Source organism: Streptomyces virginiae, assembly GCF_000720455.1.
GTDB lineage: Bacteria > Actinomycetota > Actinomycetes > Streptomycetales > Streptomycetaceae > Streptomyces > Streptomyces virginiae.
The window spans coordinates 85,709-111,824 of sequence record NZ_JOAK01000012.1 but is presented as its reverse complement, the minus strand read 5'-3'; the positions used below and the strand labels follow the sequence as shown (position 1 = coordinate 111,824).

The 26,116-nt window shown below is 72.3% G+C and carries 21 protein-coding genes and 1 tRNA gene; 10 read left to right on the top strand and 12 right to left on the bottom strand.

The window, feature by feature from the left end:
• The first annotated feature begins 60 nt into the window (after window positions 1-60).
• Window positions 61-918: a trans-aconitate 2-methyltransferase gene (locus IG86_RS0119390; RefSeq protein ID WP_030898274.1), complete on the top strand. Its 858-nt coding sequence runs from the start codon at window positions 61-63 to the stop codon at window positions 916-918.
• A 2-nt stretch (window positions 919-920) separates the two neighbouring features.
• Window positions 921-1,298: a VOC family protein gene (locus IG86_RS0119385; protein WP_030898272.1), complete on the top strand. Its 378-nt coding sequence runs from the start codon at window positions 921-923 to the stop codon at window positions 1,296-1,298.
• A 116-nt stretch (window positions 1,299-1,414) separates the two neighbouring features.
• On the opposite strand, the gene IG86_RS0119380 is transcribed toward IG86_RS0119385, so the two are convergent.
• Together IG86_RS0119380 and IG86_RS0119375 are read right to left on the bottom strand one after the other, a co-directional pair.
• The gene (locus tag IG86_RS0119380) at window positions 1,415-2,089 is read right to left on the bottom strand and encodes a TetR family transcriptional regulator (RefSeq protein ID WP_030827526.1); all 675 of its coding nucleotides are present in this window, start codon (window positions 2,087-2,089) and stop codon (window positions 1,415-1,417) included.
• Entirely contained in the window at window positions 2,086-3,066 is a 981-nt protein-coding gene (locus IG86_RS0119375; RefSeq protein ID WP_030827529.1) for an acyl-CoA desaturase, read from the bottom strand. The genes IG86_RS0119380 and IG86_RS0119375 overlap by 4 nt, the downstream gene beginning before the upstream one ends.
• Before the next feature lie 373 nt (window positions 3,067-3,439).
• Between IG86_RS0119375 and ppc the strand changes: the two genes are divergently transcribed.
• Window positions 3,440-6,208 (top strand): phosphoenolpyruvate carboxylase, encoded by a 2,769-nt coding sequence (ppc, locus tag IG86_RS0119370; protein WP_045937286.1) that lies wholly within the window; start codon window positions 3,440-3,442, stop codon window positions 6,206-6,208.
• Window positions 6,209-6,283: 75 nt separating this feature from the next.
• Here ppc and pth read toward each other — a convergent pair whose 3' ends face one another.
• From pth to IG86_RS0119345, 5 genes are all read right to left on the bottom strand, one after another.
• A complete protein-coding gene (pth, locus tag IG86_RS0119365; RefSeq protein ID WP_030827535.1) occupies window positions 6,284-6,874 on the bottom strand; it encodes an aminoacyl-tRNA hydrolase in 591 nt (196 codons plus the stop codon).
• Window positions 6,875-6,973: 99 nt separating this feature from the next.
• Complete coding sequence (locus tag IG86_RS0119360; protein ID WP_030827538.1) at window positions 6,974-7,567, bottom strand: 50S ribosomal protein L25/general stress protein Ctc; 594 nt, start codon at window positions 7,565-7,567, stop codon at window positions 6,974-6,976.
• A gap of 178 nt (window positions 7,568-7,745) precedes the next feature.
• Window positions 7,746-8,723: a ribose-phosphate diphosphokinase gene (locus tag IG86_RS0119355; RefSeq protein ID WP_030027111.1), complete on the bottom strand. Its 978-nt coding sequence runs from the start codon at window positions 8,721-8,723 to the stop codon at window positions 7,746-7,748.
• Between the two features lie 133 nt (window positions 8,724-8,856).
• Entirely contained in the window at window positions 8,857-10,302 is a 1,446-nt protein-coding gene (glmU, locus tag IG86_RS0119350; protein ID WP_030827541.1) for a bifunctional UDP-N-acetylglucosamine diphosphorylase/glucosamine-1-phosphate N-acetyltransferase GlmU, read from the bottom strand.
• A gap of 110 nt (window positions 10,303-10,412) precedes the next feature.
• Window positions 10,413-10,484 (bottom strand) — tRNA-Gln (locus tag IG86_RS0119345).
• Between the two features lie 168 nt (window positions 10,485-10,652).
• Between IG86_RS0119345 and IG86_RS0119340 the strand changes: the two genes are divergently transcribed.
• Window positions 10,653-11,912 carry a histidine kinase gene (locus IG86_RS0119340; protein WP_030827544.1) on the top strand — a complete coding sequence of 420 codons (1,260 nt, stop codon included), beginning with the start codon at window positions 10,653-10,655 and terminating at the stop codon, window positions 11,910-11,912.
• Between the two features lie 449 nt (window positions 11,913-12,361).
• Here IG86_RS0119340 and IG86_RS0119335 read toward each other — a convergent pair whose 3' ends face one another.
• Both IG86_RS0119335 and IG86_RS0119330 read right to left on the bottom strand, forming a co-directional pair.
• Window positions 12,362-12,868, bottom strand: coding sequence for an SUKH-3 domain-containing protein (locus IG86_RS0119335; protein WP_030827547.1), 507 nt, complete (start codon window positions 12,866-12,868; stop codon window positions 12,362-12,364).
• A 2-nt stretch (window positions 12,869-12,870) separates the two neighbouring features.
• Entirely contained in the window at window positions 12,871-13,431 is a 561-nt protein-coding gene (locus IG86_RS0119330; protein WP_030898268.1) for a YwqJ-related putative deaminase, read from the bottom strand.
• A 230-nt stretch (window positions 13,432-13,661) separates the two neighbouring features.
• Here IG86_RS0119330 and IG86_RS0119325 point away from each other — a divergent pair, with 230 nt between their 5' ends.
• The 3 genes from IG86_RS0119325 to IG86_RS0119315 all read left to right on the top strand — a co-directional run bounded on the left by IG86_RS0119325 (window position 13,662) and on the right by IG86_RS0119315 (window position 18,031).
• A complete protein-coding gene (locus tag IG86_RS0119325) occupies window positions 13,662-14,657 on the top strand; it encodes an SMI1/KNR4 family protein (protein WP_078848563.1) in 996 nt (331 codons plus the stop codon).
• A gap of 7 nt (window positions 14,658-14,664) precedes the next feature.
• Window positions 14,665-17,028, top strand: coding sequence for an SUKH-4 family immunity protein (locus IG86_RS0119320; RefSeq protein ID WP_030898267.1), 2,364 nt, complete (start codon window positions 14,665-14,667; stop codon window positions 17,026-17,028).
• Between the two features lie 130 nt (window positions 17,029-17,158).
• On the top strand, window positions 17,159-18,031 hold the full coding sequence (locus tag IG86_RS0119315; protein WP_030827559.1) for a cellulose-binding protein: 873 nt from the start codon (window positions 17,159-17,161) through the stop codon (window positions 18,029-18,031).
• Window positions 18,032-18,270: 239 nt separating this feature from the next.
• On the opposite strand, the gene IG86_RS0119310 is transcribed toward IG86_RS0119315, so the two are convergent.
• A complete protein-coding gene (locus tag IG86_RS0119310; protein ID WP_030827562.1) occupies window positions 18,271-19,140 on the bottom strand; it encodes an alpha/beta fold hydrolase in 870 nt (289 codons plus the stop codon).
• Window positions 19,141-19,220: 80 nt separating this feature from the next.
• Here IG86_RS0119310 and IG86_RS0119305 point away from each other — a divergent pair, with 80 nt between their 5' ends.
• Complete coding sequence (locus IG86_RS0119305; protein ID WP_030827564.1) at window positions 19,221-19,772, top strand: CGNR zinc finger domain-containing protein; 552 nt, start codon at window positions 19,221-19,223, stop codon at window positions 19,770-19,772.
• A 41-nt stretch (window positions 19,773-19,813) separates the two neighbouring features.
• On the opposite strand, the gene IG86_RS0119300 is transcribed toward IG86_RS0119305, so the two are convergent.
• Both IG86_RS0119300 and IG86_RS0119295 read right to left on the bottom strand, forming a co-directional pair.
• Entirely contained in the window at window positions 19,814-20,653 is an 840-nt protein-coding gene (locus IG86_RS0119300) for a hypothetical protein (RefSeq protein ID WP_234316300.1), read from the bottom strand.
• A gap of 84 nt (window positions 20,654-20,737) precedes the next feature.
• Entirely contained in the window at window positions 20,738-22,363 is a 1,626-nt protein-coding gene (locus tag IG86_RS0119295; RefSeq protein ID WP_030898264.1) for an MDR family MFS transporter, read from the bottom strand.
• Window positions 22,364-22,751: 388 nt separating this feature from the next.
• Here IG86_RS0119295 and IG86_RS0119290 point away from each other — a divergent pair, with 388 nt between their 5' ends.
• A complete protein-coding gene (locus tag IG86_RS0119290; RefSeq protein WP_385873209.1) occupies window positions 22,752-23,528 on the top strand; it encodes an ABC transporter ATP-binding protein in 777 nt (258 codons plus the stop codon).
• The gene (locus IG86_RS0119285; RefSeq protein WP_030827574.1) at window positions 23,525-26,110 is read left to right on the top strand and encodes an ABC transporter permease; all 2,586 of its coding nucleotides are present in this window, start codon (window positions 23,525-23,527) and stop codon (window positions 26,108-26,110) included. Before IG86_RS0119290 ends, IG86_RS0119285 begins: the two co-directional genes overlap by 4 nt.
• The last annotated feature ends 6 nt before the right edge of the window (window positions 26,111-26,116 follow it).

The window sequence follows — 26,116 nt, the reverse complement described above, 5'->3', positions numbered from 1 at the left end:
CATGGAGGGGGCCGGAACAGATTCCGCTTCCGACCGCCCCGCCAGCAGGGAGGCTCGAACATGTATTCCGATACCGCGCGTGCAGGGACCCCCACGTCCACCGCGCCCTCCGCACCCACCTGGGATCCCCAGCAGTACCTCCGGCACGCGGGCCACCGCACACGGCCCTTCCTCGACCTGCTCACCCGTATACCCGAGCTCCCCACCAGGCCCGCCCGCATCGCCGACCTCGGCTGCGGCCCCGGCAACGTCACCGAACTTCTCGCCACCCGCTGGCCCGAGGCCGCCATCACCGGCTTCGACCTCTCCCCGGAGATGCTCAAGCGCGCCACCGAGCAGTACGCCAGCCCCACCGCCGGCGGCGGCAGCCTCGACTTCCGCCACGGTGACATCGCCGGCTGGCTCCCCGAGGAGCCCTACGACCTGATCGTCTCCAACGCCGCCCTCCAATGGGTCCCCGGCCACCCCGGCTCCTTCGGCGCCTGGATCAACGGCCTGCGCCCCGGCGGCACCTTCGCCTTCCAGATCCCCGGCAACTTCACCGCCCCCAGCCACGCCCTGCTCGCCGAGCAGTGCGACACCCCGCGCTGGCGCTCCCGCCTCGCCGGACACGGCGCCCGCTACATCCACCTCCTCGAACCCGCCGAATACCTCGCCCGGTTCACCGCGCTGGGCTGCGCCGCCGACGTCTGGGAAACCACATACCACCAGCTCCTCCAAGGCCCCGACCCCGTGCTCGACTGGGTCAAGGGAACCGCCCTGCGGCCCGTCCTCACCGCCCTCGGCGACGACCGCGAAGCCGTCGACGCCTTCCTCACCGAATACCGCGACCGGCTGCGCGCGGCCTACCCGAGCGGGCCGCGCGGAACCGTCTTCCCGTTCCGAAGGATCTTCGCCGTCGCCCGCAAGGAGGCCTGACCGTGCTCACCGCCGTCGACCACGTCCAACTCGCCGCGCCGCCTGACTCGGAGGACCGGCTCCGCGTCTACTACACCGACGTCCTGGGCATGACCGAGATCCCCAAACCGCCCGTCCTCGCCGCCCGCGGAGGCTGCTGGTTCGCCGCCGGACCCGTACAACTGCACCTCGGTGTCGAGGACGACTTCCGGCCCGCCCGCAAGGCGCACCCCGGCCTACGGGTGACCGGCATCGAGGAGTACGCGCAGAGACTGGAGGAGCGGGGCGCCAAGGTCGTCTGGGACGAGAACCTGCCGGGCCACCGCCGCTTCTACTCCGAGGACCCCGTCGGCAACCGGCTGGAGTTCCTGGAACCGTACGGGGCGGACCCCGCCCGCTAGGTCGTGTCCGCGAAGTCCCGCCTGCCCGGCGGGGTCGCTCCCCGGGCACGACACGACGGCGCCCCGCCACCGGATTACCGGTGACGGGGCGCCGTCGTGGCCGCGGGAGGCACTGCCTAGCTCTTGCGGCGGCCCACCAGCTGCGGCTTCGACTCCAGCCCGTCCAGCCCGTGCCACGCCAGGTTCACCAGATGCGCCGCGACCTCGGCCTTCTTCGGCTTGCGCACGTCCAGCCACCACTGCCCCGTCAGCGCCACCATCCCGACCAGCGCCTGCGCGTACAGCGGCGCCAGCTTCGGATCGAAGCCCCGGGCCTTGAACTCCAGGCCCAGGATGTCCTCGACCTGCGTGGCGATGTCACTGATCAGCGACGCGAACGTACCCGTCGACTGCGCGACCGGAGAATCCCGCACGAGGATCCGGAAACCGTCCGTGTACGACTCGATGTAGTCCAGCAGCGCGAACGCCGCCTGCTCCAGCAGCTCCCGCGGGTGCCCGGCCGTCAGCGCGCCCGTCACCCCGTCCAGCAGCTGGCGCATCTCCCGGTCCACGACGACCGCGTACAGCCCCTCCTTGCCGCCGAAGTGCTCGTACACCACCGGCTTGGACACCCCGGCCTTCGCCGCGATCTCCTCCACCGACGTGCCCTCGAAGCCCTTCTCCGCGAACAGGGTCCGGCCGATGTCCAGCAATTGCTGGCGCCGCTCCGCGCCCGTCATCCGCACCCGGCGGCCACGCCTGGGCTTGTCGCTGCTGGAATTACCGCCGTCGATCGCCACGCCCCCCATCATGCCGCGTTCGGCTCGTTTTCCCTGCGCCGGGCGTCGATACGGGCAGCCGACGGCCACCGCACGTCCGTGGCCCACCCCAGCTGCTCGAACCAGCGGATCAGCCGCGCACTGGAATCGACCTGCCCCCGCAGCACACCGTGCCGGGCCGACGTCGGATCGGCGTGGTGCAGGTTGTGCCACGACTCGCCGCACGACAGCACCGCCAGCCACCACACGTTGCCCGACCGGTCACGGGACTTGAACGGCCGCTTGCCCACCGCGTGACAGATCGAATTGATCGACCACGTCACGTGGTGCAGGAGCGCCACCCGCACCAGGGAGCCCCAGAAGAACGCCGTGAAGGCCCCCCACCACGACATCGTCACCAGGCCGCCCACCAGCGGCGGGATCGCCAGCGAGAAGATCGTCCAGAAGATGAAGTCCCGCGAGATGCGCCGGATCGCCGGATCCTTGATCAGGTCCGGGGCGTACTTCTGCTGATCGGTCTGCTCCTCGTCGAAGAGCCAGCCGATGTGGGCCCACCACAGGCCCTTCATCAGCGCCGGCACCGTCTCACCGAACCGCCACGGCGAATGCGGGTCACCCTCGTGGTCCGAGAACTTGTGGTGCTTGCGGTGGTCCGCCACCCACCGCACGAGCGGGCCCTCCACCGCCATCGAACCCATCACCGCGAGCACGATCCTGAGCGGCCGCTTCGCCTTGAAGGAGCCGTGCGTGAAGTAGCGGTGGAAACCGATGGTGATCCCGTGGCAGGCCAGGAAGTACATGAACACCATCAGGCCCAGGTCCAGCCAGCTCACCCCCCAGCCCCAGGCCAGCGGCACCGCCGCCAGCAGCGCCACGAAGGGAACGGTGATGAACAGCAGCAGTGCGACCTGCTCGATCGACCGCTTGCTCTCGCCGCCCAGCGTCGCGGACGGCACAGGAGTGTCGGAGGGTGTGGAGGCACCCTCGATCAGATCGGGAGTGGTGGTCATGGGGTGTCCCCTGGGGGGTGAGGGAAGTCGGCAGTCTCGCCGCTGACGAACCCTACGGGTCCGTAACCTACGGCATCGTAAGTATGGCAAAGCCGGGGCCCGGGACAAGAGGAGCGCGACCACGGCTACCGTCGTGCGCCCGCTCCGCCCGCCACCCGTCACACGGCCTGGACGACTCGGCCTATGAGACGTTTGCCCAGGCACACGCATCGGACACCTATCCTGTTCCCCGTCGGACAGCGCGGTCCGCACGGGCAGCCCGAGCCACACCTCAGGGGCGGCGGTCCCCCGGACGGAGTCCGGCGGGTCCACGCCGCGCACGGCCGGGAGCCCACCGCCCAGTAGCGCTCGAACACTGCAAGGAGCCGCACCTGTGAGCAGTGCTGACAAGGCCCCCCTGGCCACCCAGCAGGCCCCCGTCACCCCGGCCGCCACCGCCAACGCGGAACTGCGCGCGGACATCCGCCGCCTCGGCGACCTCCTCGGGGAGACCCTCGTACGCCAGGAGGGCCAGGACCTGCTCGACCTCGTCGAGCGCGTCCGCGCCCTCACCCGCACCGACGGCGAGGCCGCCGCCACCCTCCTCGGCGACACCGACCTGGAGACCGCCGCCAAGCTCGTGCGCGCCTTCTCCACCTACTTCCACCTCGCCAACATCACCGAGCAGGTCCACCGCGGCAAGGAACTGCGCGCCCACCGCGCCGCCGAGGGCGGGCTCCTCGCCCGCACCGCCGACATGCTCAAGGACGCCGACCCCGAGCACCTGCGCGAGACGGTCAAGAACCTCAACGTCCGCCCCGTCTTCACCGCGCACCCCACCGAGGCGGCCCGCCGCAGCGTCCTCAACAAGCTGCGCCGCATCGCGGCCCTCCTGGAGGAGCCCGTCACCGGCGCCGGCGACCGCCGCCGCCACGACCTGCGCCTCGCCGAGAACATCGACCTCGTCTGGCAGACCGACGAACTGCGCGTCGTCCGCCCCGAGCCCGCCGACGAGGCCCGCAACGCCATCTACTACCTCGACGAACTCCACGCCGGCGCCGTCGGCGACGTACTGGAGGACCTCGCCGCCGAACTGCGCCGCGTCGGCATCGAACTGCCCCCCGGCACCCGCCCCCTCACCTTCGGCACCTGGATCGGCGGCGACCGAGACGGCAACCCCAACGTCACCCCCGACGTCACCCGTGACGTGCTGATCCTCCAGCACGAACACGGCATCACCGACGCCCTCGAACTCGTCGACTTCCTGCGCAGCCTCCTGTCCAACTCCATCCGCTACACCGGAGCCACCGAGGAACTCCTCGCCTCCCTCCAGGCCGACCTCGAACGCCTCCCCGAGATCAGCCCCCGCTACAAGCGGCTGAACGCCGAGGAGCCCTACCGCCTCAAGGCGACCTGCATCCGCCAGAAGCTCCTCAACACCCGGGAGCGCCTCGCCAAGGGGATCCCCCACGAGGAAGGCCGCGACTACCTCGGCACCGCCGAGCTCCTCACCGACCTCACCCTCATCCAGACCTCCCTGCGCGAGCACCGCGGCGGCCTCTTCGCCGACGGCCACATGGACCGCACCATCCGCACCCTCGCCGCCTTCGGCCTCCAGCTCGCCACCATGGACGTACGCGAGCACGCCGACGCCCACCACCACGCCCTCGGCCAGCTCTTCGACCGGCTCGGCGAGGAATCCTGGCGCTACGCCGACATGCCCCGCGACTACCGGCAGAAGCTCCTCGCGAAGGAACTCCGCTCCCGCCGCCCGCTGGCCCCCACCCCGGCACCCCTCGACGCCGCCGGCGCCAAGACCCTCGGCGTCTTCGGCGCCGTCAAGGAGGCCTTCGAGAAGTTCGGCCCCGAGGTCATCGAGTCCTACATCATCTCGATGTGCCAGGGCGCCGACGACGTCTTCGCCGCAGCCGTCCTCGCCCGCGAGGCCGGCCTCATCGACCTCCACGCAGGCTGGGCCAAGATCGGCATCGTCCCGCTCCTGGAAACCACCGACGAGCTCCGCGCCGCCGACGTCATCCTCGACGAAATGCTCGCCGACCCCTCCTACCGGCGCCTGGTCTCCCTCCGCGGCGACGTCCAGGAGGTCATGCTCGGCTACTCCGACTCCTCCAAGTTCGGCGGCATCACCACCAGCCAGTGGGAGATCCACCGCGCCCAGCGCCGCCTGCGCGACGTGGCCCACCGCTACGGCGTCCGCCTGCGCCTCTTCCACGGCCGCGGCGGCACCGTCGGCCGTGGCGGCGGCCCCTCCCACGACGCGATCCTCGCCCAGCCCTGGGGCACCCTCGAAGGCGAGATCAAGGTCACCGAACAGGGCGAGGTCATCTCCGACAAGTACCTCGTCCCGTCCCTGGCCCGCGAGAACCTCGAACTGACCGTCGCCGCCACCCTGCAGGCCTCCGCCCTGCACACCGCGCCCCGACAGTCCGACGAGGCCCTCTCCCGCTGGGACGCGGCCATGGACACCGTCTCCGACGCCGCCCACGCCGCCTACCGCGAACTCGTCGAAGACCCCGACCTGCCCGCCTACTTCTTCGCCGCCACCCCCGTCGACCAGCTCGCCGACCTCCACCTCGGCTCCCGGCCCTCCCGCCGCCCCGACTCCGGAGCCGGCCTCGACGGCCTGCGCGCCATCCCCTGGGTCTTCGGCTGGACCCAGTCCCGCCAGATCGTCCCCGGCTGGTACGGCGTCGGCTCCGGCCTCAAGGCGCTGCGCGAAGCCGGCCACGAGGACGCCCTCACCGAGATGGGCGAGCGCTGGCACTTCTTCCGCAACTTCCTGTCCAACGTCGAGATGACACTGGCCAAGACCGACCTGCGGATCGCCCGCCACTACGTCGACACCCTCGTCCCCGACCACCTCAAGCACGTCTTCGCCCGCATCGAGGCCGAGCACGAACTCACCGTCCGCGAGGTCCTGCGCATCACGGGGGGCGAGCAACTCCTCGACTCCCACCCCGTGCTCCAGCAGACCTTCGCCGTACGCGACGCCTACCTCGACCCCATCTCCTACCTCCAGGTCTCCCTCCTGGCCCGCCAGCGCGCGGCGGCCGCCCGCGGCGAGGCGGCCGACCCGCTGCTCGCCCGCGCCCTGCTGCTCACCGTCAACGGCGTCGCCGCCGGCCTGCGCAACACCGGCTGACCCGCCCCGCACCACCACGCACGGGAGCCCCCGCACCGACCGGTGCGGGGGCTCCCGCGCGTACACACGCCGACGTCAGGAGTTGTACGCCGACTGGGCGCGCTCCAGGCCCTCGGCGACCAGGCACTCCACCGCGTCCGCCGCCCGGTCCACGAACCAGTCCAGCTCCTTGCGCTCCGTGGAGGAGAAGTCCTTCAGCACGAAGTCCGCGACCTGCATCCGGCCCGGCGGCCGCCCGATGCCGCACCGCACCCGGTGGTAGTCCGCACCCGTCGACTTCGTCATCGACTTCAGACCGTTGTGCCCGTTGTCCCCGCCGCCCAGCTTCAGGCGCAGCGTCGGGTAGTCGATGTCCAGCTCGTCGTGGACCGCGACGATCCGCTCCAGCGGCACCTTGTAGAAGTCCCGCAGAGCCGTCACCGGACCACCCGACAGGTTCATGAACGACATCGGCTTCGCCAGCACCACCCGGCGGTTCGCCGGCCCCGGCGGACCCATGCGGCCCTCGACCACCTGCGCCCGCGCCTTGTGCGCCTTGAACTTCCCGCCGATCCGCTCGGCCAGCAGGTCGACCACCATGAACCCGATGTTGTGGCGGTTCCCGGCGTACTCCGGCCCCGGATTGCCCAGACCCACGATCAGCCAGGGCGCCGCGTCGTCCGACATCAAAAGCTCCTTACCGCCTAGAACGAAGACGACCGCCGTCCCGCTCCAGTGGAGCCGGACGGCGGTCGGTCAGCAACTGCTGAGAGGAAGGGGCGAGGCTCAGGCCTCGGCGCCCTCGGTCTCGCCCTCGGCGTCGGCGGCCGGCTCCTCGGCCTGCGGCGCGACGACCTGCAGGACGGCGGTGTCGCCCTCGACGGCCAGGGTGGTGCCGGCCGGCAGCTTCAGGTCGGAGGCGTGCACGGTCGCACCGGCCTCCAGGCCCGCGATCGAGACGGTGATCTCGGTCGGGATGTGGGTGGCCTCGGTCTCGACGGAGATCGTGGTGAGCAGGGTCTCCAGGAGGTTGCCACCGGCGGCCAGGTCGCCCTCGGTCACGACGGGAACCTCGACGACGACCTTCTCGCCCTTCTTGACGATCAGGAAGTCGACGTGCGAGATGGTGCGCTTCAGGGGGTGGCGCTGCACGGCCTTCGGGATGACCAGCTCGGTGCCGTTGCCCGCGATGTCCAGGGACAGCAGGACGTTCGGGGTCTTCAGCGCCATCATCAGGCCGTGGGCCTCGACGTTGACGTGCTTCGGGTCCGTGCCGTGGCCGTAGATGACACCGGGGGTCAGGGCGTCGCGGCGGGCCTGGCGGGCAGAGCCCTTGCCGAAGGTGTCGCGCAGGGTGGCGGAAAGCTTGACCTCGGACATGCTCACTCCTCGTGGGGTGACGGAAAAAGGACTGAAGTCACCCGGCCGAAACGGCCTGCTACGAAGAGCGCGTCGATAACGGAGCATCCGCACACGAAAGTGCGGCCTCCCTCGCCGAGCAACTTCATGAGTCTACCCGGCGGGAAGGCCGCACTTCAAAAGGATCTAGCCGCAGCGGTTACTGCTGCTCCTCGAACAGGCTCGTCACCGAACCGTCCTCGAAGACCTCGCGCACCGCACGCGCGATCATCGGGGCGATCGACAGCACCGTGATCTTGTCCAGTTCCAGGTCGGACGGGTCCGGCAGCGTGTTCGTGAAGACGAACTCGCTCACCTTCGAGTTCTTCAGGCGGTCGGCCGCGGGACCCGACAGGATGCCGTGCGTCGCCGTCACGATCACGTCCTCCGCGCCGTGCGCGAAGAGCGCCTCGGCCGCGGCGCAGATCGTGCCACCCGTGTCGATCATGTCGTCGACCAGGACGCAGACGCGGCCCTTGACCTCACCGACGACCTCGTGGACCGTCACCTGGTTGGCGACGTCCTTGTCGCGGCGCTTGTGCACGATCGCCAGCGGCGCGTCCAGCCGGTCGCACCAGCGGTCCGCCACCCGCACACGACCGGCGTCCGGGGACACGATCGTCAGCTTCGTACGGTCCACCTTCGCGCCCACGTAGTCCGCGAGGACGTTCAGCGCCGAGAGGTGGTCCACCGGGCCGTCGAAGAAGCCCTGGATCTGGTCCGTGTGCAGGTCGACCGTCAGGATGCGGTCCGCACCCGAGGTCTTCAGCAGGTCCGCCACCAGACGCGCCGAGATCGGCTCGCGGCCCTTGTGCTTCTTGTCCTGGCGGGCGTACCCGTAGGACGGGATGATCACGGTGATGGAACGCGCCGACGCGCGCTTCAGCGCGTCGATCATGATCAGCTGCTCCATGATCCACTTGTTGATCGGAGCCGTGTGGCTCTGGATCAGGAAGCAGTCCGCGCCACGTGCCGACTCCTGGAAGCGGACGTAGATCTCACCGTTCGCGAAGTCGAAAGCCTTGGTCGGCACGAGGCCGACTCCCAGCTGGTGCGCGACCTCCTCGGCCAGCTCGGGGTGGGCGCGGCCGGAGAAGAGCATCAGCTTCTTCTCGCCGGTCGTCTTGATCCCGGTCACAGCACTGTCTCCTCAGACGTGTTGAAGCTGCTCGCCCCCATGTGCGTCCGTCCCGCACACGGTGAGCCAGCCGAATTGCGTGCACCTATCACGGTACGCCGTTCGAGACGTACCTGTTTCCGGTCAGTTCACCTCAGGGGCGCTCGGAGTCCTCCGAGGCCGCCGACTGCGCCGCGGTGGCGGCAGCACTTCCCGGACGCTTGCGAGCCACCCAGCCCTCGATATTCCGCTGCTGGCCACGGGCCACGGCCAGCGCGCCGGGGGGCACATCCTTCGTGATCACGGATCCGGCGGCCGTGTAGGCCCCGTCCCCGATGGTGACGGGTGCCACAAACATGTTGTCCGACCCCGTCTTGCAATGCGAGCCGATGGTGGTGTGGTGCTTGTGCTCGCCGTCGTAGTTCACGAAGACGCTCGCCGCGCCGATGTTCGTGTACTCGCCGATCGTCGCGTCGCCCACGTACGACAGGTGCGGCACCTTGGTGCCCTCGCCGATCGTCGCGTTCTTCATCTCGACGTACGTACCGGCCTTGGCCTTCGCCCCGAGGGTCGTGCCGGGACGCAGGTACGCGAACGGGCCCACGTTCGCCTGCGGGCCCACGACCGCGCTCTCGGCCACCGTGTTGTCCACGCGCGCGCCCGCACCCACCCGGGTGTCCCGCAGCCGGGTGTTGGGGCCCACCTCGGCGCCCTCGCCGATGTGCGTGGCGCCCAGGAGCTGGGTGCCGGGGTGCACGACCGCGTCCTGCCCGAAGGTGACCGTCACGTCCACGAAGGTGCTGGCGGGGTCGACGACCGTCACGCCCGCGAGCATGGCCTGCTCCAGCAGGCGCGCGTTCAGCAGGGCGCGGGCCTCGGCGAGCTGCACGCGGTTGTTGATCCCCAGGATCTGGCGGTGGTCGCTGCCCACGGCCGCGCCGACCCGGTGCCCGGCCTCGCGCAGGATGCCGAGGACGTCGGTGAGGTACTCCTCGCCCTGGCTGTTGTCGGTGCGGACCTTGCCGAGCGCGTCGGCCAGGAGGGCGCCGTCGAAGGCGAAGACGCCCGAGTTGATCTCGCGGATCGCGCGCTGGGAGTCGGTGGCGTCCTTGTGCTCGACGATCGCGGTCACGGCGCCGCCGGCGTCGCGCACGATGCGGCCGTAGCCGGTGGAGTCGGGCACCTCGGCGGTGAGCACGGTGACGGCGTTGCCGTCGGCGGCGTGCGTCCGCGCCAGCCGGTCCAGGGTCTCCCCGGTCAGCAGCGGGGTGTCGCCGCAGACGACGATCACGGTGCCGTCGACGGGCCCGCCGAGCTCCTGGAGGGCCATGCGGACGGCGTGGCCGGTGCCGTTCTGCTCGTACTGGACGGCGGTGCGGACGTCGGCGTCGATGCCGGCCAGGTGCGCGGTGACCTGCTCCCGGGCGTGCCCGACGACCACGACGAGGTGTTCGGGGTCCAGCTCGCGGGAGGCGGCGACGACGTGACCGACGAGCGAGCGCCCGCAGATCTCGTGCAGAACCTTGGGTGTGGCCGACTTCATGCGGGTGCCTTCACCCGCTGCGAGTACGACGACGGCTGCCGGGCGGTTGGCGCTCACGGGTGTGCCCTTCGGCTTCGGGGGTGGACCCGTGAAGGATACCGGGGGGCCGGGGGCCCGGAACGAAGCCGGGTCCCGACCTCTGTGGTCAGGACCCGAACGTGCGAAAGCTCCCCCGCCAGGACTCGAACCCGGACATAAGGCACCAAAAGCCTCAGTGCTGCCAATTACACCACAGGGGACTATTTGCGACTGAACCGGACATTGCGTCGCTGTGGTCGAGTCGACGGCACCTACTATGCCGCACCAGCACCCTCCGATGCGACGGTAAAGATCGGCGCCTTGCGGTGGTTCGCGGGCGCGTTGGTTCTGTCGGTGGTCTGTAGGGGCGCCTGCGTACGCTGGACGGCATGACCAGTACGGGGGAAGAGCAAGGCCGTGCCGGGCCGCCTTTGTGGTGGACGCGGCGTCGGGATGTCGTGGTGGACCTGGCGCTGGCCGCGCTGTCCGCCACGGAGTGCGCGTGGGAGGGGATCGGCTTCGCCCGCGAGGCGGGGATCCCCGTGGCCGCGGGGGTGCTGTTCGGGGCCGTGGTGGGGGCCACGCTCGTACTGCGCCGGCGGTGGCCGATCGCCGTGGTGCTCGTGGGCATCGCCGTGGCGCCGGCCGAGATGGGATTCCTGCTGTCGGTGGCGGGCATGTACACGCTCGCCTCGTCCGAGGTGCCCCGGCGGATCATCGCCGGGCTCGCCTCGATGTCGCTGGTGGCGACCTTCATCGTCATGTACCTGAAGACGCGCGGCGACGTGGAGGCCGATCCGGCGCTCGTGGTCGCCCTGTCGGGATTCGTCGCGATCGCGCTGACCGTGCCGCCCGTACTGCTCGGGCTCTACATCGGCGCCCGGCGGCGGCTGATGGAGAGCCTGCAGGAACGGGCCGACTCGCTGGAGCGGGAGCTGTCGCTGCTGGCGGACCGGGCGGAGGAGCGGGCCGAGTGGGCCCGTACCGAGGAGCGGACCCGGATCGCGCGGGAGATGCACGACGTGGTCGCCCACCGGGTGTCGCTGATGGTCGTGCACGCGGCCGCGCTGGAGGCGGTGGCGGCCAAGGACCCGGCGCGGGCGGCGAAGAACGCCGCGCTGGTGGGGGACATGGGGCGGCAGGCGCTCACGGAGCTGCGGGAGATGCTCGGCGTGCTGCGGGCGGCGCCGAAGCCGGCGGTGGCCGTCGCCGCGGCCGTGGCGACGGCGGGGCCGGTCGCGCTCGTGGGCGGCGCGGACGAGGGGCCCTCGCTGGCGGAGCTGGAGGCGCTGGTCGGACAGTCCCGGGCGGCCGGGATGGCCGTGGAGATGGTCGTACAGGGGGCGGACGCCGTCTATGCGGCGGAGGTGGAGCAGACGGCCTACCGCGTGGTGCAGGAGGCGCTCACCAACTGCCACAAGCACGCTCCGGGGGCGCGGGTCGTGGTGCGGCTCGCGCACCGGGACGGCGAGGTGGCGATGCAGGTGGAGAACGGTCCGTGCGAGGGGGCGGCGGACGGGGTCGGGCTGCCGAGCGGGGGGAACGGGCTGGTCGGCATGCGGGAGCGGGTGCTCGGCCTGGGCGGTGTGTTCGTGTCGGGGCCGACGGAAACGGGCGGCTTCCGCGTCTCGGCGGTCCTCCCGGCCTAGCCCCTGGCCGGGTCGGCGGCCCGGCCCCGGTGCTGCTGGGGCTCCGCCCCAGACCTCGCGCCTCAATCGCCGGCGGGGCTGGGTTTGGCTGCGCCTGCCCGTCCGCTCCCGCGGGGGTAGCAGTCAGGGGCGGCCCCGGCCGGTGTGCTGGGGCGCTGCCCCAAACCCCGCGCCTCAATCGCCGGCGGGGCTTGATGGTGCGGGCGGGTCGCGGGGCCGGGGAGGGGTGTCTCCTCGGCTCGGCGCGTGCGGGCTGTCTCGGTACGGCGGAGTGTCCCCGCAGGACGAGCGCGCACCGCCGGGTACGGCCGCGAGATGCGGTACCGCGCGAGCCGAGGAGACACTCCGGCGGGGCCCCGCCCACACCACCGAGCCCCGCCGGCGATTGAGGCGCGGGGCCTGGGGCAGAGCCCCAGAACACCGGCCGGAGCCGGGCACCCCGGCGGGAGCTACGTGGTGAGGCGGGGGGGTTGGAGGCCCGTCAGGAGAAGGGTGAGGGCTTCGTCGACCGTGGGGCCGAGATACCAGTCGCCCGTGTGGTCGATGCCGTAGACGCGGCCCTCGCGGTCCAGGGCGAGGTGGGTCTCCCCGCCGGCCTCGACCCCGAGCGGGCAGAGCTGCGTGGACAGGGCCCGGCCCAGGTCGGCGAAGGTGCGCGCGAGGTGGAGCCCGGTGAGGGGGTCGATGCGCACCGGGACCGGGGCGATCTGGCGGCCCGGGCCGGGGGCGGTGACGGTGAGGCCGCCGAACTCGGCCCAGGCCTCGACGGCGGCCGGGAACACCGTGTGCCGGTGGCCGGCCGGGGTGGTGTGGTCCCGCAGGGCGTCGGCCCAGTACTCGGCCTGCTTGATGTCCCAGCGGCCGGGTTCCCACCCGGCGGTCCGCAGCGCGGAGTCCACCGCGACCGGGAAGCGGGTGGTCGAGGAGCGGTCGTAGGAGGCGGAGGTGGTCGTCATGGCTACTCGGCTGGGGTGAGGTCGACGGAGCGTACGCCGAAGTGGGCGAGGAGGGCGTCGCAGGAGCGGCAGGGGGGCGCGTAGCTGCCGTGGAGGGGGTCGCCGTCCTCGCGGATGCGCCGGGCGGTGATCTTCGCGTGCTTGAGGGAGCGGCGGGCCTCGCTGGGCGAGAGCGGTTTGCGGGAGGCGCGCCGGGAGCGGGCGCCCTCGACGGCGGCCAGGTGGCGCGAGAGCAGTATCGCCTCGGGACATCGGCCGGTGAAACGTTCGCGCTGGCCGCTGGTCAGAGTGTCCAGGAAGTCCTGCACGAGGGGGTGGAGCGCGGGCGGCTGGTCGGCCTTGCCGGCGGTCCCGGTCAGGGTCTCACCGCGTACGGAGAGAGCGGCCGCGACGGTGGGCAGGATGCCGTCCCGGCGGAAGCGCAGGACGGGTGGGGTGGGCCGGCTGTCGCTGCTGCTCCAGCGCAGGCGTGGGTCGCCGGCGGGGCCGCCCGTTTCGGCGGGTGTGCCGGCCGCTCCGGCGGTGCCGTCGCCCGGATCCGTACGTGTTGCCGTGTTCTGCATGGTCGCGCTTTCCCTCCCGTGGCGGCGGTGGTGACCGCTTTCGCGCACGCCCCCGTGCTGCGGGGACAGCCTGCCAAATGTCATCTGTCATACGGAAGCGGGGTCGAATTTTCGTATCAATTCGGATGTTCCTGGCCCTCGGGCTGGTGTGCGGGTCGCGGGCGGGGGAGCCTCTTGCCCCAGCGCATAGGCTGTGGTGAACCAGCCAGATCCAGCAGGGGGCTACCGCCATGACGACAGGTCGGCTCGGGCAGCAGGCCGCGCCACCCAACGCCGCTTACTCGGGGCAGGTCGTGCATTTCCCGGACCCGGTCCGGGCCGCTCGGCATCCCCACGGAGTGCGGATGGACGGCGACGGGTATCCGGACTTCTCCGCCTACGCGCGTGCGGCGGTGGAGATCGCCGAACCGCCCGAGGGCTTCGGCGTCGACGAGTTGCGGCTGACGGACTACGTGTCCGCGAACGCGGCGATGAAGGCCGCGGGGCACGAGTTGTGGGACACGGTCGGGCCGGTGGCCACCCCGCACGGCTGGACCTGGCACCACGTGGCGGGTTCGCGGCGCATGGAGCTCGTCCCCGTCGAGGTGAAGGCGCTGCTGCGGCACCACGCGGGTCTGACGACGGCTCCGGTCGACCACGAGAAGCGCGGGACGCGGCCGTTGCAGGAGGTGCGCCCCGCGCACCTGGGGCTGCCGAAGTCGGTGGTGTCGGTCGGCGAGGAGCAGGTGCAGGGGGTCGAGGAGGACCTCGGCTACCGGCTGCCCGAGGCGTACCGCTCGTTCCTGAAGGCCGCCGGCGGTTGCGCGCCGGTGGGCGCGGGCCTGGACGTGGACCTGGGCGTACTGGTCGACCAGCCGTTCTTCACGGTGCGGGAGGAGGCCGCGATCAATGACCTGGTGTACGTCAACAAGTGCCTGCGCGACCACCTCACGAAGGACTACCTGTGCGTCGCCTTCGCGCAGGGCGGACTGCTCGCGCTGAAGGTGAAGGGCGAGGGCATCGGATCGGTGTGGTTCTCCCCGTACGACGACGCACGCGACCGGGACGGCTGGTCGGTGCAGGAGCGCGTGGAGCGGCTTTTGCTGCCGTGCGGCGGTGATTTCGACGCCTTTCTGGAGCGGTTGGCGGGTAACCCGCCGGAACTGGAGACGGTGGCCGGTCTGATGGTGGACGGCGGATTCGCACGTTCGGTTCCGGTGGCGCGTACCGGTTCGGATGAGGGGTGACGGCGCGATGGTGACGTTTGCGCAGGCGCAGGAGCGCGCCGAGGAATGGATCAACGGGGACGTGCCCGCGTACCAGCACCGTGAGGTGCGCGTACGGGAGTTCGGGCTCGGGTTCGTGGTGTGGGCGGAGGACCGTGCGGCGGGTCCGGTGTCGGGGGGCGGCCGGCAGCGGCTGGTCATCGCCCGCGACAGCGGCGAGGTGACGCTCTGGCCGGGGCTGCCGGTGGGTGAGGTGATCCGCCGGTACGAGGAGGAGTACGGGGCCGCGGCCGCGACGCCGCCTTCGGAGGCTTCGGTTCCGCCGCCGCGGATCGACTCGGAGCAGACGTCGTTCATGCTCAGTCCGCCGGAGTGGCTGCAGGAGGCGGCCGACCGCGCGGGGATCCCGCGCGCGCCTGCCGCCGCGGCGGCCCCGGCTTCCGCGTCGCCGTCGGCGGAGTCGGCTTCGGCTTCGGCTTCGGCGGAGTCCGGTCCGGCCGAGACTCCCGCTGTGGTTCCGGGCGCCGTGGACGCGGTGCCGTTGCGGCGCGGCGGTGAGATCCCGTACGAGCCGACCGCCAACGACGGGGTTCCGGCGACTCCCGCGGCCGCGGTGCCGACCGGGGCCACGCCCTGGGCGGGGACCGATGTGAATTCCGGCACCGACGACGCGTCCGTGCCGCTGCCGGCGACCGTGTTCGCGCCGCCGCTGTCCGGGTCGGACCTGGAGGACGCTCCGGCGCCCTCCGGCGTGGCCTCCGAGGCGAAGACGACGCTGATGCCGGGCGGCAGCCAGCTGCCGAGGACCGCGATCGTGCCCGCGCTGGGGTCCTCGTCGCAGGACATCGCGGACGCGCCGACGAGCAAGGCCCGGGTCTCGCGGCCGGGCGCCGCGGGGGCTCCGGGTGCGGGGCAGCCGTCGACGCCGCCCGGTCCGCCCGGGGCGCCGGGTGCGCCCGGGGCCCCCGGTGGGCTCGACCACGCCGCGACGATGCTGGCCGGTCCGGCCGTGACGGGTCAGCCGCCGGCGCCTCCGGGTCCGCCCGGGGCTCCCGGGTCGCTGGGTCGTGGGCTCGACCACGCCGCGACGATGCTGGCCGGTCCGGCCGTGACGGGTCAGCCGCCGGCGCCTCCCGGTCCGCCCGGTGCTCCGGGCGCGGGTGCCGGTGCGCCGCAGCCTCCGGGTCCGCCCGGTCCGCCCGCCGCTCCCGGTGGCGGGGCCCATCACGCCGCGACGATGCTCGCGGGTCCGGGCGTACCCCAGCCTCCCGGTCCGCCCGGGGCTCCCGGTGCGCCCGGTGGTGGGCTCGACCATGCCGCGACGATGCTCGCGGGCCCCGGCGTACCGCAGCCGCCCGGTCCGCCCGGTCCGCCGCCCGGCGGCCCCGCGGCGCAGCCGCAGGCCCCGACGGGTGCGCCCACGGTCGGCCCCGGCTACCAGGCCGTACTGCGCTACCGCGCTCCCGACGGCTCCGAGCAGCAGCTCATCCGCCGCTCGGCGCCCGGTACCCCGCACCCGGAGTGGCAGATCCTCTACGAGCTGCGCGCGATGAACGTGCCGCCGCAGCAGGTGCTGGAGCTGCACACCGAGCTGGAGTCCTGTGAGCTGCCCGGCGGTTACTGCGCCCGGATGATCCGGGAGACGTGGCCGCAGGTGCGGATCACGAGCGTCGCTCCGTACGGGCAGGACCACGCGGGCCGTCAGCAGGGCATGCGGCACCTGCTCACCCATCAGGGCGAGCTGCACCAGGTCGCCGACGGTCCGGCGCGCCCGGCGCCGGTGCGCGCGCCGCTGCCGCAGGTTCCGCTGCAGCCGGCGATCCCGCTGGAGGCCATCGGGCAGGAGCTGGCGGCGGCGTTCGGTCCGCAGGGCGTGTTCCGGTTCGACCAGCGGGCGGTGTCCCGTCAGGGTGTGCCGGAGATCGTGGCGCAGACGCTGATGTGGGCGGGCCTGCCGGTCGATTTCGGGCCGTTCTTCTGGGCGCAGGCGGCGCCGGGGCAGCCGGTGCCGACGCTGGCCGAGCTGGCGGGGCAGCGGCAGGTGCAGCCGGCGACGGACGCGGGTTCGTACCTGGTGATCGGCAGCGACTTCGGCAAGGCGCTGTGCGTGCAGTACGGGACCGCGCACATCGTGGCGGTGCCGGTCGAGGGCGGTCCGGGGGGTGCCCCGGTGCCGCCGCAGTTCGTGAATTCGAGCCTGCCGCAGTTCGTGCGCTCGATGGCGATGCTGGGTCACATGTGGCGGCTGCGCCAGCATCTGACGCCGGAGCAGGCGGGGCGCTGGACCGTCGATTTCCAGGCGAATCTGGCGGGGCTGGACAGCGCCGCGCTGTCGTCGCCGGAGAACTGGTGGTCGGTGCTGCTGGAGCAGATGTGGGACGGCCTGTTGTGACGGCCGTCTGAGTGTGAGTGTGAGTGGCCGGGTCGGGACCCTCGGAGGGGGTCTCGGCCCGGCCATTCGGGCTTCAGGGAGCAAATGGCGCATCCTTGACGGGAATCCCCGCGAGAGAGGCGCATCCAGGATGAGTGCACCCATTGGGACCGTGCGCGGTCGCGGCTACCGCATGGAAGAGGTCGACCGGTATCTCGCCCGGCTCTCCGGGAGCCGTGACGAGGCCTGGGAGCGGGTGGCGCGGCTGACGGTCCTGGCCAAGCAGATGGAGGCGGAGGCGGCCCGGCTGCGCGAGGTGGTGGCCGGGCTCGCCCCGCAGACGTACGACGAGCTGGGCGAACGGGCCCGGCGGATCCTGCTGCTGGCGGAGGAGGAGGCGGAGTCCGTACGGGCGGAGGCGCGGGCGGACGCGGCCGCGACGCTGGACGCCGCCGGGGCGCGGGCCGAGCGGGCGGCGGAACTGGCGCGCGGCGACGCGGAGGCGGTGCGGGAGCAGACCGAGGTCCGGGCGCGGCAGGGGCTGTTGCGGGCGGAGCGGGAGGCGGACGACCTGCGGGCGGGGGCGCGCCAGGACGCGGCCGCGTGGCGGGCGGACGCGGCGGCGGCGCTGGCGCAGGTGCGGCGCCGGGCGGAGGCGGCGCGGGTGGAGCGGGAACGGGAGCAGGGGGAGCGCTGGGAGGCGGCGGGGCGCGAGCTGGCGGCGCGGGAGTCGGAGGCGGACACGCGGCACGCGGAGGCGGAGCGGTACGCGGAGGCCGGGCTGGCGGAGGCGCGGCGGGGGTACGCGGAGGCGGAGGAAGCGGCGCGGCACGGGCAGGAGGACGCGGAGGCGCGGGCCGCGGAGTTGTTGGCGCAGGCGAGGGTGGCGCAGGAGCGGATCGGTCGGGAGACGGAGCGGGTGCTGCGCGAGCACGTGGAGGCGCAGGAGGAGATGCGGGCGCACATGGCCCATGTGAAGGCCAGCCTGTCGGCGCTGACGGGGCGGGCGCCGGCGGAGGGCTGAGGCGGGGGCGTTGCCCCGGCCGGGCCGGGGCGGGTGTGGCCGACCGGGTCGGGGTGGGGCCAGGCCCGGGGCCGGGGTGGGTACCGTCCGGGACTGCATGAATTATGGCGCCTGAGGCGGATTGAGTTCTACGGGCTCCTGCCGCGCCAACAAATCACGTTTCACGTCCCTGACAGCACCCACCCCGTCCCCGTCCCCGTCCCCGGCCGGGGCGAGTCGCGTCCTCGCTGCCCTGGTGGCTATCGCAGCGGCTTGAGGAAGTCCTCGATCAGGGGGGCGATCCGGGGGAGGTGGGTTTCCAGGGCGAAGTGGCCCGCGTCCTCGAAGACGTGGACCTCGGCGTCGGGGGCGTCGCGGAGGTAGGCCTTCGCGCCCGCCGGGGTGAAGAAGGGGTCGCCCGCTCCCCAGACGACCAGTACCGGTATGCGGGCGGTGCGCAGCCAGGCCTGCCAGGCGGGGTAGTGGGCGAAGTTGGACGCGTAGTCGAAGGCGAGGTCGGCCTGGGCGTCGGTGCGGCCGGGCCGGTCGAGGTGGTGGAGGTCGAGGGTCCAGCTGTCGGGGGAGATCAGGGTGGTGTCGGCGACGCCGGTCTCGTACTGGAAGCGGGTGCCCTCGGGGGTGAAGAGGCCGCGGACGCGTTCCTCGTCGCCGGGGCGGCGCAGGCCGGCGAACTCGCGGGCGGCGTCGGAGAGGCCCTCGTCGTAGGCGTTGCCGTTCTGGACGATGAGGCCGGTGATCCGGTCGGGGCGGCGGGTGGCGAGCCGTAGTCCGACGGGGGCGCCGAAGTCGAAGACGTAGAGGGCGTAGCGGTCGAGGGCGAGGGCGTCGGTGAAGCCCTCCACGATGTCGGCGAGCCGGTCGAAGGTGTGGGTGAAGCCGGCGGGGGTGGTGGTGTGGCCGAAGCCGGGGAGGTCGGGGGCGACCAGGCGGTGGGGGGTGTCGCCGAGGGCGTCCATGAGGCGGGCGAACTGGTGCGAGGCGGTGGGGAAGCCGTGCAGGAGCAGGAGTACGGGGCCCTCGGCCGGGCCGCTCTCGCGGTAGGCGACGCGGACGCCGTCCACGTCGACGGAGCGGTGCCGGATGGTGGGGATGGTGCGGCGAGCGGTCATCACATGCCTCCTGCGTCCTTGTTTCCATTAGTCTCGCTGGCGATCTGTAATGGGTCAAGCGGTTGCATTAGCATTAGCGAGTGACCACTTTTCCTCTGATCGGCGAGCACCTCGCGCTGGACCTCCTCAACACCCGGACCGCGGAGGGCGACCTCGTCGCCGACCGGGCGGGGCTCGCCGCCTGGCTGGCGGAGCAGGCGGGGCGGCTGACCGCCGTCGATGCCGTGGGCGAGGGCGAGGTGGCCGCCGTACGGGCCGTACGGGAGGCGGCGCGGCCGGCGCTCGATGCCGTCCGGCGCGGTGAGCGGCCCCCGGCGCAGTCGCTGCGCGTGCTGAACGGGGCCCTGTCGGGGGCGCCGTGCCACCGGGTGCTGGCCTGGAGCGAGGAGGCCGGGCTGGGCGCGGCCGTGCACAGGCAGGCGGAGCCGGCCCGGCGGCTCGCGGCCGAACTGGCCGACGCGGTCGCGGAGCTGCTGACGGACCCGGGCGCCGGCCGGGTGCGTGAGTGCGAGGCGCACGACTGCGTGCTGCTGTTCCTCCCCGCGCACCCGCGCCGCCGCTGGTGCGTGGCCGGGGTCTGCGGCAACCGGACCCGTGTGGCGCGCTACTACGCCCGCCACAAGGGCGACTGACTCGCCAGTCCGCCGCGCAGGCGGGACTTTGCGGACACGACCTAGTTCGCGGTCGGCTGGGCCGGGACGGCGGGGCCTTCGTAGCAGTACGGATCGCTGCGCAGGCCGCGGGCGGTGACCACCAGGGTGAGCGGGGGGTGCGCCTCGGGCGGGAGGGGGGCGGTCAGGGTGCCCGTCAGCGGGTCGGACCGGGTGGGGACGGCGGCGCCGTCGACCGTCAGGCGGGCGTCGGCGAAGCCGCCGCCCTCGACCGTGAGGTGGTCGCCGGAGACGGAGGCTCCGGTGATCACCGGGTTGGCGCGGGTGGCGATCTTGTTGAAGAGGTAGGCGCCCGCCGGGGCACCCGTCAGGGCCCAGATCTCCTCGGGCAGGCGGGGCAGGCCCGCACCCACGTCGGCGAGGAAGAAGAGGACGACGTAGAGCATCGTGGTCGCGCTGAGCGTGACGTACTGGAGGTCGACGAGGTCGGTGCGTCCGCTGTCGTTCGCGATGAGCTCCCGCAGCGGGCGGCGGCCGGACGGGGTCGGCGGGGCGGGGGGTTTGGCCAGGCTGCCGTGTTCCACGCGCAGGCCTACGACGGTCTTGGCGGCGATCAGCGCCACGTACGGGCCGCCGAGCAGCGGCAGGTACACCGTCGTCAGTGTGGACAGCGGGCCGTCGGCGCCGCGGAAGTAGGCCACTCCGCCGCCCGCGGTGAGGCCGTAGCCCAGGATGGCGAGCAGGAGCCAGACCAGGATCACCGTCCAGGCCAGGGCGAGTGCCGTGGAGGTGGAGAGCCGGCCGTCGCGGCCGGTGATGAAGGCCGGATGGCGGCTCAGCCGCAGGCAGAGCGGGCCGGCCAGCGCGGCCAGTAACAGTAGTGCGCACAGTGCGGATGCCATGGTGTCCCCCCGGATGACGGTGCTGCGTACGAGGGTCGCCCACTGCCCTGGTCATGACAAGGCGGCTCTCCGGGCGCCGGCGGTTCAGTCGTCGCGCAGTTCGGGGAGGACCGGGAATCTGCGGGGTGCCACCAGGAGCAGGACGAGCAGCGCGGCCACGGCGGCCGCCGTAGCGCCGAGGAAGATGTGCTCCACGGCGGCGGCCACGGCCCCGCGCAGGTGGTCGGCGGCGGCCCGGGGGAGCAGGTCCGGGTGCTCCAGGGCCTTGGCGACGTCGTCGAGGTGGCGCGGGAGTCCGGCCACGGGGGCGTCCGCCAGGCGGGCGGCGATGGTGGCGTTGGCGACGGCTGCGAGCAGGGCGGCGCCCACGCTCTGGCCGACCTGGCGGCAGAAGAGCACCGAGGCCGTGGTGGTGCCGCGTTCGGCCCAGCCCACGGTGGACTGGACCCCGACGATCAGCGGGAGCTGGAAGAGGCCGAGGGAGGCGCCGAGCAGCAGCATGATCAGGGCGGGCTGCCAGGGCCGGGCGGGGTACGGGAGCAGGGTGAAGGAGTACAGGATCACCGCGGCGAGGCCGATGCCGACGGCCGCGCTGTTGCGGAAGCCGATGCGCCGGTAGACGTGCTGGCTGAGGGCGGCGGTGACGGGCCAGCTCAGGGTCATCACGGACATGACGAGTCCGGCGCCGACGGGGCCGAGGTCGAGTACGGACTGGGCGTACGTCGGCATGAAGACCATCGGGGCGACCATCAGCAGGCCGAGCGCGCCCATGGCCAGGTTGACGGCGGCGATGGTGCGCCGGCGCCACACCCAGCCGGGCAGGATCGGTTCCTCCGCGCGCCGTTCCACCCGCACCACCACGGCGGCCAGGACGGCGCTCGCGCCCAGCAGGCCCAGTGAGGGGGCGGACAGCCAGGGCCAGGCGACCCCGCCCTGGACGAGCGCGAAGAGCAGGAGGCCGCCGCAGCAGAAGACGCCGAGGGCGCCCGCCCAGTCGACCGGGCCGCGGCGGCCCGGGGAGCGTACGGGCTCCGTCAGGTGACGGGTGATCATCCACAGGGCGATGGCGGCCAGCGGCAGGTTGATCAGGAAGATCCACCGCCAGTGCGCGTAGGAGGCGAGCAGCCCGCCGAGGGCGGGGCCGGCCACGGCCGAGGTGGCCCAGACGCTGGACATGCGGGCCTGGATCCGCGGGCGTTCCTTGAGCGGGTACAGGTCGGCGGCCAGGGTCTGGACGGTGCCCTGGAGGGCTCCGCCGCCCAGGCCCTGGACGATGCGGAAGGCGATGAGGGCGGCCATGTTCCAGGCGGACGCGCACAGCAGCGAGCCGAGGAGGAAGAGGGCGATGCCGAAGAGCAGGACGGGCTTGCGGCCGAAGGTGTCGGACAGCTTGCCGTAGACCGGCAGGGTGACGGTGACGGCGAGCAGGTAGCCGGAGAAGAGCCAGGAGAAGACGGAGAAGCCGCCGAGGTCGCCGACGATCTGCGGGACGGCGGTGGCGACGATGGTGCTGTCGAGGGCGACGAGGGCCATGCCGAGCATCAGGGAGGCGACCACCGGGGTCGCCGGGCGTTCGGCCGGCCGGTCCGCGCCCCCGCCGGCGGCCCCGCCCGTACCCCCGCCCGCGGGCCCGCCCGTGTGCGTGCCCGCGTTCGTGCCCGTGGCCGAAACGGCGGCGCCGGGGGCGGCGCCCGCACGCCCGGCGGGTATGCCGTCCGGGCCCGCGTCCGTGCTGTCCGCTGCCGGCACCGAGATTCCTTCCCCTTGCACGTAGTTGCGGGGGACACCATCTCACCGCCGTCGTGCGGGCGGTATCCCCCAGGCCGTCTCGTCCGAAGGGCGGACAACCCCTAGGGGTCCCTCCGCACTACGGGCCAGGGGTGTTTCCTCCCGGCGGAGGAGGTGGAGGCCTCCGGCGTCTCCTTAACTGGAGCATACGAACCGGGGGGCCGGGTGGGGTTAACCCCCGGGTGGATACGGCTACGGGCACCAGCGCGCCGTAGGGCCCTGCCGCCACAGACTCATCACGGCGAAGCACGCACGGACGTTCACGCACACGTACGCATTTCGAAGAAGGAGACAGACCGTGACAACGGCAATGACCGAAACCAGGCACGGGGGTACTGGAGGGCATGCTGCCGTCGCGGCCCGGGCGCGGAAGGTCGTCAAGGCCTACGGCTCCGGGGAGACGCGTGTCGTCGCCCTCGACGAGGTGGACGTGGACATCATGCGCGGCCGGTTCACCGCGATCATGGGCCCCTCCGGCTCCGGCAAGTCCACGCTGATGCACTGCCTGGCCGGCCTCGACACGGTGACCAGCGGGCAGATCCACCTGGACGACACCGAGATCACCGGGCTGAAGGACAAGAAGCTGACGCGGCTGCGCCGCGACCGGATCGGCTTCATCTTCCAGGCCTTCAACCTGCTGCCCACGCTCAACGCCCTGGAGAACATCACGCTCCCCATGGACATCGCGGGCCGCAAGCCCGACGCGGAGTGGCTGAACCGGGTGGTGGAGACCGTGGGCCTGGCCGGCCGGCTCAAGCACCGTCCGACCGAACTGTCCGGCGGCCAGCAGCAGCGCGTGGCGGTCGCCCGCGCCCTCGCCGCCCGCCCCGAGATCATCTTCGGTGACGAGCCGACCGGAAACCTGGACTCCCGTGCGGGTGCCGAGGTCCTCGGCTTCCTGCGCCGTTCGGTGGACGAGCTCGGCCAGACCATCGTCATGGTCACCCACGATCCCGTCGCGGCCTCCTACGCCGACCGCGTCATCTTCCTGGCCGACGGCCGGATCGTCGACGAGATGCACGCGCCCACCGCCGACCAGGTCCTGGACCGGATGAAGGACTTCGACGCGCGCGGGCGGACCTCATGAGCAACACGGTCCTGAAGACCTCGCGGCGCAACTTCGTCGCGCACAAGGGGCGGATGGCGCTCTCGGCCGTCGCGGTCCTGCTCTCCGTCGCGTTCGTCTGCGGCACCCTGGTGTTCACCGACACCATGAACACCACCTTCGACAAGCTGTTCGCCGTCACCAACTCCGACGTGACCGTCAGCCCCAAGAGCGCCGAGAGCGGGGAGGAGACCCCCGACCGCGGCAAGCCCGAGACGCTGGCGGGCTCGGTCGTCGAGCAGGTCAAGAAGGCCGAGGGCGTCAAGAGCGCCGAGGGCGGCGTCGTCTCGATGGCCGTCACGGTCGTCAACGCCAAGAACGAGAACATGGGCTCGACCACCGGCGCCCCGACCATCGCGGGCAACTGGAGCGACAACGAGCTCAAGTCCATGAAGATCACCTCGGGGCAGGCGCCGCGCGGCCCCACCGAGGTGATGGTCGACGCCGACACCGCGAAGAAGCACGGCCTGGTGCTCGGTGACGAACTGCGCACCATCGCCATCACCGGCGACATCCGCGCCAAGATCACCGGTATCGCCGCCTTCACCGTGACCAACCCGGGCGCGGCCGTCGTCTATTTCGACACGGCCACCGCGCAGAAGTCGCTGCTCGGCTCCCCCGACTCCTTCACGCACGTCAACGTCACCGCCAAGGACGGCGTGAGCGACGAGCAGCTCAAGGCGAACGTCGGACGAGCCGTCGGAGCGGACGCCTACAAGCTCCAGACCGCCAAGGAAGCGGCGGACGCCAACCGCAAGGACGTCGGCGCCTTCCTGAACGTCATGAAGTACGTGATGCTCGGCTTCGCCGGCATCGCCTTCCTCGTCGGCATCTTCCTGATCTTCAACACCTTCTCCATGCTGGTCGCCCAGCGCACCCGTGAGATCGGCCTGATGCGCGCCATCGGCGCCGACAGCGGACAGGTCCTGAAGTCCGTGGTCGTGGAGGCCTTCCTGCTCGGCGTGGTCGGCTCGGTCCTGGGCGTCGCCGCGGGCGTGGGCCTGGCCGTCGGACTGATGGCGCTCATGGGCCAGATGGGCATGCACCTGTCCACCGACGACCTGACGGTCGCCTGGACCACGCCCGTCGTCGGCATCGTCCTCGGTGTCATCGTGACCGTCGTCTCCGCCTTCGTCCCGGCCCGCCGCGCCGGCAAGGTCTCCCCGATGGCCGCGCTGCGCGAGTCCGGGACCCCGGGCGACAAGAAGGCCGGCCGGGTCCGCGCCGCGCTCGGTCTGGTCCTCACCGGCATCGGCGCAGCCTCCCTCTACCTCGCCGGAGCCGCGGAGAAGGCCGCGGCCGGATCCCTCTGGCTGGGCCTGGGCGTCGTCCTCACCCTCATCGGCTTCATCGTCATCGGCCCGCTGCTCGCCGCGGGCGTGGTGCGGGTGCTCTCCGGTGTGGTCCTGCGGCCCTTCGGGTCCGTGGGCCGGCTCGCCGAGCGCAACGCCCTGCGCAACCCGCGCCGCACCGGCGCCACCGCCGCCGCGCTGATGATCGGCCTCGCGCTGGTCGCCTGCCTGTCGGTGGTCGGCTCCTCGATGGTGGCCTCCGCGACCGAAGAGCTCGACCAGTCCGTCGGCGCGGACTACATCGTCGCCTCCGAGTCCGGCCAGCCCGTCCTGCCGCAGGCCGAGCAGGCGCTGCGCGCCACCGCCGGCCTCGACCACGTCACCGCCTACCGCCAGCTGGAGGTCAAGCTCACCGCGCCCGACGGCACCACCGAGGAGACCGACCTCGGCGCGACGGACCCGACGTACGCCAAGGACATCCGGCGCAAGATGACGGCCGGCGAGCACGCTGCGGCCTACGGCGACGGCTCCATGTCGGTCGGCTCCCTGTACGCCGCCAAGCACGCCATCAAGCTCGGTGACGAGATGACGGTCGCCTTCAGCGGCGGCAAGACGGTCAAGCTGAAGGTCGCGGCGATCACCAGCGACGAGGGCAACCTCGACAAGGGCATGAAGTACATCAGCACCGAGACCGCGCGGGCGAACGTGCCGGCGGACCGGATGCCGCTGCCCTTCATGCTGCTGGCCACCGCCAAGGACGGGCAGTCCGACGCCGCCGCCTACAAGTCGGTCAAGGCGGCCATGGGCGAGTACCCGCAGTACGCGGTGCGCAACCAGACCGACTACAAGCAGGCCCTGAAGGACCAGGTCGGCCAGCTGCTCAACATGGTCTACGGCCTCCTCGGCCTCGCGATCATCGTCGCGGTGCTGGGCGTCGTGAACACCCTGGCCCTGTCGGTGGTCGAGCGGACCCGCGAGATCGGCCTGATGCGCGCCATCGGTCTCTCCCGCCGCCAGCTGCGCCGCATGATCCGCCTGGAGTCGGTGGTCATCGCCCTCTTCGGTGCCCTGCTCGGTCTCGGGCTGGGCATGGGCTGGGGCGCCACCGCACAGCAGCTGCTGGCGCTGGAGGGCCTGAAGGTCCTGGAGATCCCGTGGCCGACGATCATCGGGGTGTTCGCCGCTTCGGCCTTCGTGGGCCTGTTCGCCGCACTGGTCCCGGCCTTCCGGGCCGGGCGGATGAACGTCCTGAACGCGATCGCGAGCGAGTAGCCGGCG

What these genes read in the sequence shown, in the direction of transcription:
- IG86_RS0119375 (WP_030827529.1), bottom strand. Translation starts at nt 3,066, where the DNA reads ATGACCACCACTCCCGATCTGATCGAGGGTGCCTCCACACCCTCCGAC.
- IG86_RS0119300 (WP_234316300.1), bottom strand. Translation starts at nt 20,653, where the DNA reads ATGGCATCCGCACTGTGCGCACTACTGTTACTGGCCGCGCTGGCCGGC.
- IG86_RS0119340 (WP_030827544.1), top strand. Translation starts at nt 10,653, where the DNA reads ATGACCAGTACGGGGGAAGAGCAAGGCCGTGCCGGGCCGCCTTTGTGG.
- IG86_RS0119390 (WP_030898274.1), top strand. Translation starts at nt 61, where the DNA reads ATGTATTCCGATACCGCGCGTGCAGGGACCCCCACGTCCACCGCGCCC.
- IG86_RS0119310 (WP_030827562.1), bottom strand. Translation starts at nt 19,140, where the DNA reads ATGACCGCTCGCCGCACCATCCCCACCATCCGGCACCGCTCCGTCGAC.
- IG86_RS0119325 (WP_078848563.1), top strand. Translation starts at nt 13,662, where the DNA reads ATGACGACAGGTCGGCTCGGGCAGCAGGCCGCGCCACCCAACGCCGCT.
- IG86_RS0119380 (WP_030827526.1), bottom strand. Translation starts at nt 2,089, where the DNA reads ATGATGGGGGGCGTGGCGATCGACGGCGGTAATTCCAGCAGCGACAAG.
- IG86_RS0119330 (WP_030898268.1), bottom strand. Translation starts at nt 13,431, where the DNA reads ATGCAGAACACGGCAACACGTACGGATCCGGGCGACGGCACCGCCGGA.
- IG86_RS0119335 (WP_030827547.1), bottom strand. Translation starts at nt 12,868, where the DNA reads ATGACGACCACCTCCGCCTCCTACGACCGCTCCTCGACCACCCGCTTC.
- IG86_RS0119290 (WP_385873209.1), top strand. Translation starts at nt 22,752, where the DNA reads ATGACCGAAACCAGGCACGGGGGTACTGGAGGGCATGCTGCCGTCGCG.
- IG86_RS0119360 (WP_030827538.1), bottom strand. Translation starts at nt 7,567, where the DNA reads ATGTCCGAGGTCAAGCTTTCCGCCACCCTGCGCGACACCTTCGGCAAG.
- IG86_RS0119320 (WP_030898267.1), top strand. Translation starts at nt 14,665, where the DNA reads ATGGTGACGTTTGCGCAGGCGCAGGAGCGCGCCGAGGAATGGATCAAC.
- IG86_RS0119285 (WP_030827574.1), top strand. Translation starts at nt 23,525, where the DNA reads ATGAGCAACACGGTCCTGAAGACCTCGCGGCGCAACTTCGTCGCGCAC.
- IG86_RS0119315 (WP_030827559.1), top strand. Translation starts at nt 17,159, where the DNA reads ATGAGTGCACCCATTGGGACCGTGCGCGGTCGCGGCTACCGCATGGAA.
- pth (WP_030827535.1), bottom strand. Translation starts at nt 6,874, where the DNA reads ATGTCGGACGACGCGGCGCCCTGGCTGATCGTGGGTCTGGGCAATCCG.